The following is a 12,408-nucleotide window of genomic DNA, read 5'->3' on the forward strand; positions in this document are numbered from 1 at the left end:
TACCGTCCAGGGGCGTGAGAAGTAAGAAGGCGGGAAAAATGCCTGGCGGCTCCACAACAGGCGCGGAAAGGCTTCGCTGATTCGATATTGCGCCTCGAAATTCTTGCCGACGCGCAGCACCGCATGCTCACCGAGATGCATCTCGATGGCCGAAAGGAAGCGGCCGATCTCGCCGATCAGGACTTCGCGTTCCGGGCGGGCGGCGCAGTCAGGCTGAAAATCCAGATCCACGGCGGGAGGAAGCTGATCTTCAGAACGGGGCACGATGCTGACGAAATTGCCGGCCTGATCGGCGGCGAGCTGGCAGAGCGAGAAGATATGGAGCGCGCCGCGCCGGATGCCGGTCTCGAATGTATCGCGCCAATTTTCGGAAAAGCGCAGGTCGCTCGCGATTGCGCCGCTCGTCGCGTGGATATAGGCGAAGCGCGCGCCGGACTTCTTGACCGTCCACCATTCGATCGGTCCCTGCGCTTCGCTTACGTCCACGCCCTGGACCGGGAAATCGGCGGGGCGGGGGCGCCAGTTGATCGTGAACAGCCAGACGCACATGCCCGTGATCGCGAGGGCCAGGGCGACGCCGGCGAAGACGCGGGCGCGCCGCGCGAAGATGCGGAAGTGCATCGCTCAGCCCTTGATGTGCAGCACGCAGATCAGCGTGAAGAGCCGGCGGGCCGTGTCGAAGTCCACGTCGATCTTGCCCTCCAGCCGTTCCCTGAGCAGTTCGGCGGCTTCGTTGTGAATCCCGCGTCGGGCCATGTCCACGGTTTCGATCTGCGCAGGGGTGGCGGCGCGGATCGCCTGATAATAGCTGTCGCAGATCGCGAAATAATCGCGGATTGGGCGGCGGAAGCGGGCGAGGCCCAGGATAAGCGTCTCGAGCGGCGAATCGTCGGCGCGGCGAATCTCCATCGCCAGCCGCCCTTCCTGGACCGTGAGGTGCAGCTTATAGGGGCCGGCATAGCCATCGGCATGCTGGCGCTGCGGCGCGAAGCGATTGTCCTCCAGCAGGTCGAAGATCGCGATCCGGCGCTCCTGCTCGATATCGGCCGAGCGCCACAAGATAGTGCGCTCGTCCAGAGTCACGTCTATGATGCGCGGATCGGCCATTTCCCGTCCCTATCGGGTAATGCCCGTAATCCACAAGCGCCCGCCGTTGATGGCACCCGCCTTTGCGAGCAACAGACGAATCATGGCCCAGCCGATCCCGTTCCCCACGCCCGATGCTCCCGAGGGGCTGCAACTGCCCCAGAATATCGAGGCCGAGGCCGCGTTGCTGGGCGCGATGATGATCGACAACCGGGTTGCGGAGGATGTGCTCCAGAAGCTTCGCCCCGAGCATTTCTTTGAGCCGCTGCACGGCCGCATCTATGAAATGATCTCGATGCTGGTCGGCGATAACCGGCTGGCGACACCGGTGACGCTGCGCCCGCTCTTCGCCAATGATCCCGCGATGAAGGAGCTGGGTGGCCCAGCTTATCTGGCGCAGCTCACCGGCAACCCGGCTAGCCTGATCGGCGCGCGGGCGTTTGCGGACCAGGTATATGATCTCGCCGTGCTCCGCGCACTGGTGACGGTGGGGCGCGATCTGGTCGACGAGGCGCTCGACACCAGCAAGGACATCAATCCGGCCAAGCAGATCGAGCAGGCCGAGCTCAAGCTCTACGAAGTCGCCGAGAAGGGCGGCGAGGACAATGGCGCGCGCAGCTTCACGCGGGCCGCCGCGCTGGCGGTGAAGCAAGCCGAGCGCGCGATGAATTCGGGCGGCAGCGTTTCGGGCATCACTTCAGGCCTGACCGACCTCAACGCGATGACCGGGGGCATGAACCGTTCCGACTTGATCATCCTCGCCGGCCGGCCCGGCATGGGCAAGACATCGCTGGCGACCAACATCGCCTTCAACGCGGCGAAGCGCTGGGTGGACGACAAGGAAGCCGGCATCGCCGAGGACCGCTCGATCGGTGCGCCGGTTGCCTTCTTCAGCCTCGAAATGTCTTCCGATCAGCTCGCGACGCGTATCCTGTCCGAACAGTCCGAGATCGTCTCGGAGAAATTGCGCACCGGCAACATCTCGTCGAGTGAGTTCATGAAGTTCGCGCGCGCGGCGGGCGATCTCGAATCGCTGCCGCTCTTCATCGACGACACGCCGGGCCTGACGATCGCCGCGCTGCGGACGCGGGCACGGCGGCTCAAGCGCCAGCACAAGATCGGCATGGTGGTGGTCGATTATCTCCAGCTGCTCACCGGATCGAGCCGCAGCCAGGGCGACGGGCGCGTGCAGGAAATCTCGGAAATCAGCCGCGGGCTCAAGACGCTGGCCAAGGAGCTCAACGTGCCGGTGCTCGCGCTCTCGCAGCTCAGCCGCCAGGTGGAGAGCCGGGAGGATAAGCGCCCCCAGCTATCCGATCTGCGGGAATCGGGATCGATCGAGCAGGACGCTGATATCGTGATGTTCGTCTATCGCGACGAATATTATCACGATTTCAAGGCGCCCAAGGCTCCGGACGGAAACAGCTCGGCGGACGATATCGCCAAATATCAGGCCTGGCAGGACGAGCAGCTGCGCGTGGCGAACAAGGCCACGGTAATCATCGCCAAGCAGCGCCACGGCGCGACTGGGTCCGTGGACCTGCGTTTCGATCGGCAGTTCACCAAGTTCAGCGATCTCGCGCCGGGTTATTGAGGCCAATCGTTGCCGGCTATTTTTCTAGGGGAGCGGAATGCGAAACCTCTTTCGACGCTCGCGGATCAGTGCCGAGCTGCCGTTCGATCCAGCGATACTGGTCGCCCAGATTTTGGAGTTCCATTTAACAATCGAGCGTGGGATTCGGTTACGCGACAAGACCGCCGTAACCCTCGACGACATTTGGCAAAGCAGGTTCTTACTCGCTTATGTAAGTGGCTACGCTACGACCTTGGATGAGCATGATTCAAATATGGGTGCAGTGGCACGACGTCTGCTAATGCAAGCGACCTGGCAAATCTCGGAAAGCGAATGCGTTAAGAGGTTTGCTGACTTCCAGCGCGCGTTCATCGAAGGACATGAGCTTTCCCGGCAGGCCGCTCAAATCGGGATCGCGGATGGCGAGAGCTTCTTTGCGGACTTGCTCGCTGGCATGCTCCCATCGGATAATAGCACGACAGGGTTGTTGCTAGCTGTGCGAATGATTGACAACTTCGAGAGCTAGTTAGAAAACCGGCAGATTGGGATCGCCGTCGTCCACTGGCGTGTGGATTCCGCATTCGGTCTTTTCCCAGCCGCGCCAGCGGCCCGAGCGGGGATCTTCGCCGGGCTTCACGATGCTCGTGCATGGGGCGCAGCCGATCGAGAGATAGCCCTGCGCGACCAGGGGGTGCTGGGGCAGATCGTGCTCGACGAACCAGGCGGCGATGTCCTCGCGGGTCCAGTCCGCCAGCGGATTGAACTTCATTCGCCCCTCCACGCCGGCCGTGTCTATCTCGAAGCGGGGCAGGGCGTTGCGCGTGCTGGCCTGGAATGCCTTGCGGCCGGTGATGCTCGCGTCGAAGCGCGCCATCGCCTTTTCGAGCGGCAGGACCTTGCGAATCTCGCAGCATCCATCGGGATCGTAGGACCATCGAAGCCCGGTGGCATCGCGCTCCTCGATCGCGGGCGCGTCAGGGTGGATGATTTGGAGGTTGAGGCCGAGTCGATCGACCAGGAGGTCACGATAGGCCAGCGTTTCGGCGAAATGCTTGCCGGTATCGAGGAAGAGCACGGGCACCGTGCGATCGACCGAGGCGACCAGGTGCAGCAACGCGGCGGATTCCGCACCGAAAGAGGAGACCAGAGCGGCATCGCCCAACATGTGCTCGCTCAGCACGGCGCGCAGCAGATCCTGCGTGCCGGTGCCGCGGAACATGTTGTTCAGGCGGATCGCGTCGTGCTGCGTGAAGCGCGGCGCCACGTCGATGCGATCTATCTCTCTGGCGATCTTCCGCGCGACATCAGCCATGGCGGAGTTTCCAGACCGGGACATGGCCATCCGCGGCGGGCTGATAGACATGATCGTAGCGCGCGAGGGAGGCGGCGAGCACGGCTTCGTCTATCGGAGCCTCGGGTGCGAAGCTGTCGAACCCGCAGCGGCGCATCAGCGGGATCTGATCGACCAACACATCGCCCTGCGCGCGGAGTTCGCCGGTGTAGCCGGCTTCGCGCAACACCCTGGCCGAGGAATAGCCGCGGCCATCGCGATATTTAGGGAAGCTGACTTCGACCAAGGCGATTCGATCGAGATAGGGGAGCAAGGCGCGCGCATCGTCGCCCGCTTCGATGCGCACGGCGGTGGCGTTCGACTGGTCGAGAAACGCGTCGAGAGTAACGGCGGCTTCCTCATGGGGAGCGTCGGCGCGGTAGCGGAGAAGATCAGTCATGCGCACAACCCCGCTCGCCCTGAGCTTGTCGAAGGGCATGCTCGCGATCGATAGGCGTGCTTCGACAAGCTCAGCATGAGCGGGTTCCTACCCATAAAGCGCCTCCTTGAACGGCTCCATGCCGATGCGGCGGTAGGTATCGAGGAAGCGTTCGCCTTCAGCGCGATGCGCGAGATAGACGTTGGTCGCTGTCTCCACTGCATCGACGATGCCGTCCTCGTCGAAGCCGGGGCCGGTGATCTTGGCGAGCGACACGTCCTCCGCGCCCGAGCCGCCGAGCGAGAGCTGGTAATTCTCGGTGCCTTTGCGATCGACGCCCAGGATGCCGATATGGCCGGCGTGATGGTGGCCGCAAGCATTGATGCAGCCGCTGATCTTGAGCTTGAGTTCGCCCAGATCGCGCTGGCGGCCAAGATCGGCGAAGCGCGTCGCGATCTTTTGCGCGACCGGGATCGAGCGGGCATTGGCGAGGCTGCAATAATCCAGGCCGGGGCATGCGATGATGTCGCTGATCAGGTCCAGATTGGGCTCGGCGAGACCGCTTTCCGTCAGCCGTTGCCAGATAGCATGGAGATCGGCCTTCTTCACATGCGGAAGGACGATGTTCTGTGCATGGGTGACGCGCAATTCGTCGAAGCTGTAGCGTTCGGCGAGATCGGCCATCAGGTCGATCTGGGCCGAGCTGGCGTCGCCCGGAATGCCGCCCTGCGGCTTCAGACTGATATTGACGATCGCATAGCCGGGCGCCTTGTGGGCGAGCACGTTCTGGTCGAGCCACACGGCGAAGTCCGGGTCGCTGCGGTCGATCTCGTCGGACAGGCCAGCTTCGAACGCGGGCGGCGCGAAGAAAGCTTCGATCCGGTCGAACTCGGCCTGGGGCGGATCGATGCCCAGCTTCTTCACTTCGAGGAATTCCGCTTCCACCTGCCGGCGATATTCGTCGGCGCCGATCTCGTGAACCAGGATCTTGATCCGGGCCTTGTAGATATTGTCCCGCCGTCCGTAGCGATTGTAAACGCGCAGGCATGCCTCGATATAGCTGAGCAGATCGCCCGCAGCCACGAAATCGCGAATTTCCGGGGCGATCATCGGGGTGCGGCCCATGCCGCCGCCCACGAAGATGCGGCCGCCGAGCTGGCCGTCTCGCTCGACCAGCTGGATGCCGATATCGTGGAGGCGCATCGCGGCGCGGTCTTCTTCCGAGGCGATCACCGCGATCTTGAACTTGCGAGGCAAATAGCTGAATTCCGGGTGGAAAGTGCTCCATTGGCGGAGCATCTCGGCCCAGGGGCGCGGGTCCGTCACTTCGTCCGCGGCGGCGCCGGCGAACTGGTCCGAGCTGATGTTGCGGATGCAATTGCCCGAAGTCTGGATCGCATGCATCTCGACGCTGGCGAGATCGGCGAGGATATCGGGCGCGTCCTCCAGCTTGATCCAGTTATACTGCAGGTTCTGGCGCGTAGTGAAATGGCCGTAATCGCGGTCATACTTACGGGCGATGTGCGCAAGCATGCGCATCTGGCGGCTGTCAAGCGTGCCATAAGGCACCGCGACGCGCAGCATATAAGCGTGGAGCTGAAGATAGAGGCCGTTCATGAGCCGCAGCGGCTTGAACTGGTCTTCGGTGATCTGGCCGGCAAGTCGGCGGTTCACCTGATCGCGGAATTCCTCGACCCGGGCATCGACGATCGCCTGATCGTAATTGTCGTATTTGTACATCAGCGGATCGCCTGAAGAATGTTCGCGGGACGACGCGACGACGCTACGAAGAAAGAAGGGCGGTTCACGCGGAGGCGCGGAGGCGCGGAGATTGTGGATTTCGCTGAGATGACGCGCGCCGCGTCAGCGGCAGCCAATCCGGTGAGGTCGGTCAACTGCATACCGCTTGCGCGGCAGATTTTCTTCTCCGCGTCTCCGCGCCTCCGCGTGAACAAATTCATATCACCCAGCTCCCCGCATTCGGGTCCGCGGGCTTGAGCGTGAGATCGGGGCGCACCGTTGGTCCCAGCGCGCGGACGCGATCCTTGATATGGGCGGGGCGGGGGCCTTCCGCGGTGAGCGTCGCGTCGATCACATAGGGCGCGTTGACGCGGCGGGCGCCTTCCTCGGCATGCGCGATCGCTTCGCCCCGCTCGGCGACATCGGCGGCGTCCTCGACATGGCGCGACCAGCCCGTGCCCGTCCACCAGGTGACGTCGCCGGTGGCGAGATCGTTTCCGGTGAGGATCTTCATGCCATCATCTCCGCGGTGCGCGCGAAGGAGAGGAGCTTGTCTTCGGCATCCGCGAGCAGCGTCACTTCGCCGACGACGATGATCGCCGGGCTCTTCACTTTCTCGCGCTCCACCATCGGGCCGAGATCGGCAAGCAGGGTACGCAGCGCGCGGCTGCCCTCCAGCGTGCCGCGCTCAAGCACCGCGACAGGCATTTCGGGCGCGACGCCATCGGCCATGAGCTTGTCTGCGATATCGGGGCAGGTCGCGACGCCCATATAGATGACCAATGTACGGCCCTTGCCCGCGAGGCCGGACCAATCCTGGTCCTTGAGGCCCTTGCACTGGCCCGCCACGAAGCTGACCGCGCTCGACCAGTCGCGGTGGGTGAGCGGCAGCATCGCTTCGGCAGCGGCGCCCAATGCGGCCGAGATGCCGGGGATGACTTCGACGGGGAGCCCGGCCGCGCGGACGGCCTCCACCTCTTCTCCGCCACGGCCGAAGATGAAGGGATCGCCGCCCTTCAGCCGCACGACGATCGCGCCGGTCTTCACATGCGCGACGATAAGAGCGTTGATCGCTTCCTGCGGCAGCGTATGCCGGTCGCGCTGCTTCGCGACCGAGATGCGGTGGGCTTGCGGCGCCATGTCGAGCACGCGGGGATCGACCAGGCCGTCATGGACAAGCACGTCGGCCAGCGCGAGCGCCTCGACCGCGCGGACGGTGAGCAGTCCTGGATCGCCGGGACCTGCACCGACAAGGATTACGCGCCCACGGGCGGATGGATCGAGAAGCGTTGCCATGCAGCGGAGATGCGCTTCGGGTGGCTGCGCTTCAATCGACGGATGCTTGGGGCAAGGGTAGGGAAACTATCGGGGACGCTGGCGCGCATGACTAATGCGCTCTCCGCGATCCGGTGGGGCCGCATCCATAACCCCTTGCAATGTAGGATTTCGCCTGCTTGGCTAAGCCGGCCGGAATTGCCGGCCGCACTTTGAAATCGTCGGTTCGAAACCCCCATGGCCAGTGCGAACATTGGGAACATTCGCATTGCGCACATTGCGCATAGGCCTAACTTTCGCCTAACCTTCCGAGCGCTGCCCGCCGACGAAACCCGCGCGATAGTGTGACCCTCGTGTCAACGTAGCCAAGAAAAGCCCCGGCCGAAGCCGGGGCGAATGCTCAGTCGAACAATTCCTCGAAGAAAGACTTGCGCTTCTTGTGCGGGTGGTGGCCGTAACCGCCCTGATGGCCCCGATTGTCATATTGCGGGCGTTGCTCGCGATGGGGTTCGGGCCGGCTGTCGCGATATGGCTCGGGGGCCGGCGCGGCGGCCTGGGCGTTGCTGCGCTCGATGATCTTGTCGAGTTCGCCGCGATCGAGCCACACTCCGCGGCACGTGGGGCAGTGATCGATCTCGATGCCGGAGCGCTCCACGGGAACCAGCGTCGCGCCGTCCACGGGACAAACAAAGCTGCTCATTCGCGGTTACTCCCTTTCGCCCATCAGCCCCAGCAGGAGCTGGAACATGTTGATGAGGTTCAGATAGAGCGACAGTGCGCCCATGATCGCGAGCTTGTCACCGGCTTCGCTGCGGCCATAGGCGATATACTCGCTCTTCAGCCGCTGGGTGTCCCAAGCCGTAAGCCCGGCGAACACGATCACGCCCACGACCGACAGCACCATCTGGAGCACGCTGGAGCCGATGAAGAGGTTGACGAGGCTCGCGCCGATCACTGCGATCAGGCCCATGAACAGGAAATTGCCCATGCCGGTCAGGTCGCGCCTGGTGGTGTAGCCGACCAGGCTGAGGCCCGCGAACATCGCCGATGCCGTGAAGAACGCCATCGCGATGCTGGTGTTGGTGAAGACCAGAAAGATGCTGGCCATCGACACGCCCATCACCGCCGCGAATATGAAGAACGCGGTCCGCGCGGTAGCGGTGGTCATCCGATCGATGCGGAAAGTGAAGAAGAAGACGAAGGCGAGCGGCGCCAGCATCGCGACCCATTTCAGCGGGGTGCCGAAGATCAGCGCGGTAAGCTGTGGGCTGCTGGCAACGAGCATCGCGACCACGCCGGTGATGGCGAGGCCGATCCCCATGTTGCGGTAGATGCCGAGCATGTAGCTGCGCAGGCCCTCGTCGCGGGCTACCGCCGCGCCTGTGCGGGGGATTTGGGAAACTGGGTTCACGGTCCACTCCAATTCGATTGAGCAATCGATCGAGCGGCCCGGTGGGTTCGGTGGGGAGGAGGGGGCCAACCGTCCAAACCTGCACCGAGCACGCTCGATGCGGTCCGACATCACGAAGGCTTTGATAAGCCGTCGCCAGAGGGGCCCGGTCCCGCAGGGTAATAACTAAGGAAGGGCCCGAACGGTTTCAAGAGGGCTGATGATCACCCCCTGTCCACGCCTCCGGGCTGCCATAGCTGGATGGGATTGCCCTCCGGATCGTGGAGGAGGGCGAAGCGGCCATTGGGATAGGTTTCTGGATCGATCTCGACCTTGATGCCCTTGGCCGTGAGTTGCGCCGCCATCTTGTCGAGATTGGCGACGCGGAAGTTGAGCATCCATTGCTTCGCCATGTCCCCGAAATATTTGGTGTCCTGCCTGAACGGTCCGAAGACCGTCGTCCCCGCCTCCTGCCGCCACGGCGTCTGGTCGTAGGAGGTGGGAGTGAGCGTGATGCCGAGATTGTCGGCATACCATTGGGCAACGACCTTCGGTTCCTCCGCCCGGAAGAAGAAGCCGCCGATGCCCTGAACCTTCTCCGTGGCTTCGTCCGGCGCTGCGTTCGCGCTCGAAGCCACGGTCATTGCTGCGGCGACGCCAAGTGCGCCGCGGCGGGTCAGTTTGCCGTAATCCATAGATGCCCTCCTGTTTTGCCGAGCTTAGGCGAAAACGGGACCGGGGCCATCGCTCCAAAGGGTGATTTTCGCGAAACCGCTCAGGCGTCGCGCAGCCCCAGGCCGATTGCGGCGCGGGCGCTGTCCGATTCGGAGGAGACGACCGGATAGGCGCAATAATCGGCGGCGTAATAGGCGCTGGGGCGGTGGTTTCCGGACCAGCCGATGCCCCCGAACGGAGCGGATGAGGACGCGCCATTCGTCGGGCGGTTCCAGTTGACGATCCCCGCGCGAATGTTCGCCCAGAACTGGTCGTAGAGCTTCGGGTCCTGGCTGACGAGGCTGGCGGACAGGCCGTAGCGCGTGTCATTCGCCTCGGCGATCGCTTCCTCGAAGGTGTCCACGCGGAATACCTGGAGGATCGGCCCGAACAGCTCGACATCGACCTTTTCATTCGCCGCGGTCATGTCGATGACTCCCGGAGTGATGAACGGCCGGCCTTCGATCGGGCGCTCCATGTGGCGCAGCGGGCGGCCGCCCATCGTGGAGAGCGCGACGAAGCTCTCGGTGAGCATATCGGCCGAATCATTATCGATCACGGGACCCATGAAGGGCGCGGGATCGGCATGGGGCTCGCCGATGATCAGGCGGCCGATAAGCTTGTTGATCTCGGCGACGAGCGGGTCGTAAAGCTTCTGATCGACGATCAGCCGCCGCGCGGCGGTGCAGCGCTGGCCGGCGGTGGTGAAGGCGGACTGCACGACTAGGACCGCGGCTGAATAGAGATCGGGCGTGTTCCACACCACGATCGGATTGTTGCCGCCCATTTCCAGCGCGAGGATCTTTTCGGGCCGCGAGGCGAACTGGCGATTGAGCGCGATGCCCGTATTCGCCGATCCGGTAAACAGCAGCCCGTCGATATCGGGGTGGGCGGCGAGCGCCTTGCCTTCGTCCGGGCCGCCGATGAGCAGGCGGATGCAGCCCTCGGGAACGCCCGCCGCGTGGAAGCAATCGACGAGGAACGCGCCCGACGCGGGGGTCTTCTCGGAAGGCTTGAACACCACGGCATTGCCCGCGAGCAGGGCCGGGACGATGTGCCCGTTGGGCAGATGGGCGGGGAAATTATAGGGGCCGAGCACCGCGAGAACGCCGTGCGGCTTGTGCCGCAGCGCCAGCCGCGTGTTCATCGGCGCATCGATGCGGCGCTGACCGGTGCGCTCAGAAAAGGCGGCGATCGAGACATCGACCTTCGCGATCACGGTCTCGACTTCGCTGCGCGCCTCCCAGAGCGGCTTGCCGGTTTCGCGGGCGATCAAATCGGTAAAGGAATCCGCCTTTTGCCGGACGACATTGGCGAAGCGGCGCAGCGCCTCGACGCGATAGGCGAAGGGGCGCGCCGCCCAGTCGGCCCAGGAGCGGCGGGCATGCGCGACTTCGGCGTCGGCATTCCCGGACTTCTGACGCCAGAGGACGGCGCCAGTCGCGGGCTCGGTCGAGATGATTTCGTGTCCGGCCATTCGGTCTTGCTTCAGGCGCCCCGCGAAAGAATTGCGCGCTCTAGCACGAAAATTTCAGGCTAGGCCACACCTTGATCCTCGCGGGATCGGTAGATCAGGACAGCGCCTCGCCCATCGTGCGGATTGCGGCGATCTTTGCGTTGAAAAGGCTCCAATCGTCACGCTCTGCAATGGGCGCCCAGATCGCCTCCACCTCGTCGATCAGCATCGAGCAGGGCTCTGTCGCCCAATAAGGATGATCGCGCGATTTCCGGGGTTCGTAGGCGGTCAGGAGCCGGCGAAGTTGGGCGAAGGGCTCGTCATAGTCCTCTGGGAGCTGGCCACCGAACGCATCGAAGAAAAACTGATCGAGCGGGGCGTGGCTTGCGGACAGGGCGCTCTCGGCGGACTGGATCAAAGCGCGGTCCTGCTCAGGCGAGCGGGGCTTGAGGCCCATGCGCCAGAGCATCGCGGCGGTGACCTCACGCTGATAGGCCGGCGCGAAATAGTCCATTGCTTCGATCAGGGGGGCTTCCTCGGCGATCAGCCGCAGCGAACTGGCGAGCTGCATCACATCCCAGAAGATCGCCTCGGGCTGCCGCCCGAATGCGTACAACCCTGCATGATCGAAATAGGCTGCGGTAAATCCAGGGTCCCAGCTTTGAGCGAAGCGCCAGGGGCCGTAATCGAAGCTCTCGCCGCTTACGTTGATATTATCGCTGTTGAGCACGCCATGGACGAAGCCTGCCGCCATGAACTGGCCCGCCAGGCGGGCGGTGCGCTCGGCCACGAGAGCAAGCAGGCGCTGGGGTGCATCATCGCCGGCTGCTTCGCCATAATAATGGCGCAGGACATAAGCGGTGAGGCGGTCCAAGCCCTCCTCATCCTTGAAATAAGCCAGCCGCTGGAAAGTGCCGATGCGGATATGGCCGTGGTTGAGGCGGACCATGACCGCCGAACGGGTGGGCGATGGCTCGTCGCCGCGCTGCAATTCTTCGCCGGTCTCGATCAGCGAGAAGGTCCGCGAGGTTTCGACTCCCAGCGCTCCGAGCATCTCGGTCGCGAGGACTTCCCGCACGCCGCCCTTCAATGTCAGGCGGCCATCGCCGAAGCGGCTGTACGGAGTCTGGCCCGAGCCCTTGGTGCCCAGGTCCATCAGGCGGCCGGCCTGGTCGCGCATCTGGGCGAACAGGAAGCCGCGCCCGTCGCCGATCTCGGGATTGTACACGCGGAACTGATGCCCGTGATAGCGCAGGGCCAGCGGCTGGGGCTGCGCGCCGGGCAGAGGCTCGAAGCGGCCGAAATGGCTCAGCCATGCCTCGTCGCTCAGTGTGTCGAGGCCCACCTGGGCGGCGGCACGCTGATTGCGGAAGCGCAGGACCGTCTGGGGGAATACGGCGGGCGGGACGGGATCATAGAACGCATCGCCAAGTTCGACGATCGCCTGTTGCGGAGTGAAGAGCAT

The 12,408-nt window shown here is 63.9% G+C and carries 14 protein-coding genes; 2 read left to right on the top strand and 12 right to left on the bottom strand.

The features are described from left to right. On the bottom strand, window positions 1-621 hold a 621-nt coding region (locus VF617_RS02005), incomplete at its 3' end, for a GH25 family lysozyme (RefSeq protein ID WP_331013187.1). 3 nt (window positions 622-624) lie between these two features. After that, window positions 625-1,107, bottom strand: coding sequence for a UPF0262 family protein (locus tag VF617_RS02010; RefSeq protein ID WP_331013188.1), 483 nt, complete (start codon window positions 1,105-1,107; stop codon window positions 625-627). An 82-nt stretch (window positions 1,108-1,189) separates the two neighbouring features. Between VF617_RS02010 and VF617_RS02015 the strand changes: the two genes are divergently transcribed. Next, window positions 1,190-2,680 carry a replicative DNA helicase gene (locus VF617_RS02015; protein ID WP_331013189.1) on the top strand — a complete coding sequence of 497 codons (1,491 nt, stop codon included), beginning with the start codon at window positions 1,190-1,192 and terminating at the stop codon, window positions 2,678-2,680. Window positions 2,681-2,717: 37 nt separating this feature from the next. Further along, on the top strand, window positions 2,718-3,185 hold the full coding sequence (locus VF617_RS02020) for a hypothetical protein (RefSeq protein WP_331013190.1): 468 nt from the start codon (window positions 2,718-2,720) through the stop codon (window positions 3,183-3,185). On the opposite strand, the gene VF617_RS02025 is transcribed toward VF617_RS02020, so the two are convergent. The 10 genes from VF617_RS02025 to VF617_RS02070 form a co-directional block, all read right to left on the bottom strand. Further along, window positions 3,186-3,971: a phosphoadenylyl-sulfate reductase gene (locus tag VF617_RS02025; protein ID WP_331013191.1), complete on the bottom strand. Its 786-nt coding sequence runs from the start codon at window positions 3,969-3,971 to the stop codon at window positions 3,186-3,188. Beyond that, window positions 3,964-4,389 (bottom strand): DUF934 domain-containing protein, encoded by a 426-nt coding sequence (locus VF617_RS02030; RefSeq protein ID WP_331013192.1) that lies wholly within the window; start codon window positions 4,387-4,389, stop codon window positions 3,964-3,966. Before VF617_RS02030 ends, VF617_RS02025 begins: the two co-directional genes overlap by 8 nt. Before the next feature lie 87 nt (window positions 4,390-4,476). Continuing rightward, window positions 4,477-6,108 (bottom strand): nitrite/sulfite reductase, encoded by a 1,632-nt coding sequence (locus VF617_RS02035; protein WP_331013193.1) that lies wholly within the window; start codon window positions 6,106-6,108, stop codon window positions 4,477-4,479. 217 nt (window positions 6,109-6,325) lie between these two features. Further along, a complete protein-coding gene (locus tag VF617_RS02040) occupies window positions 6,326-6,622 on the bottom strand; it encodes a DUF2849 domain-containing protein (protein WP_331013194.1) in 297 nt (98 codons plus the stop codon). Further along, window positions 6,619-7,404 (bottom strand): uroporphyrinogen-III C-methyltransferase, encoded by a 786-nt coding sequence (cobA, locus tag VF617_RS02045; protein ID WP_331013195.1) that lies wholly within the window; start codon window positions 7,402-7,404, stop codon window positions 6,619-6,621. Before cobA ends, VF617_RS02040 begins: the two co-directional genes overlap by 4 nt. A gap of 379 nt (window positions 7,405-7,783) precedes the next feature. Further along, on the bottom strand, window positions 7,784-8,083 hold the full coding sequence (locus VF617_RS02050) for a zf-TFIIB domain-containing protein (protein ID WP_331013196.1): 300 nt from the start codon (window positions 8,081-8,083) through the stop codon (window positions 7,784-7,786). A 6-nt stretch (window positions 8,084-8,089) separates the two neighbouring features. Then, a complete protein-coding gene (locus VF617_RS02055; protein ID WP_414713937.1) occupies window positions 8,090-8,794 on the bottom strand; it encodes a Bax inhibitor-1/YccA family protein in 705 nt (234 codons plus the stop codon). A gap of 203 nt (window positions 8,795-8,997) precedes the next feature. Then, window positions 8,998-9,468, bottom strand: coding sequence for a VOC family protein (locus VF617_RS02060; protein WP_331013197.1), 471 nt, complete (start codon window positions 9,466-9,468; stop codon window positions 8,998-9,000). 80 nt (window positions 9,469-9,548) lie between these two features. Then, the gene (gene astD / locus VF617_RS02065; protein ID WP_331013198.1) at window positions 9,549-10,964 is read right to left on the bottom strand and encodes a succinylglutamate-semialdehyde dehydrogenase; all 1,416 of its coding nucleotides are present in this window, start codon (window positions 10,962-10,964) and stop codon (window positions 9,549-9,551) included. A gap of 94 nt (window positions 10,965-11,058) precedes the next feature. After that, on the bottom strand, window positions 11,059-12,408 hold the full coding sequence (locus tag VF617_RS02070) for a protein adenylyltransferase SelO (RefSeq protein ID WP_331013199.1): 1,350 nt from the start codon (window positions 12,406-12,408) through the stop codon (window positions 11,059-11,061).

Source organism: Sphingomonas sp. (assembly GCF_036388215.1).
GTDB lineage: Bacteria > Pseudomonadota > Alphaproteobacteria > Sphingomonadales > Sphingomonadaceae > Sphingomonas.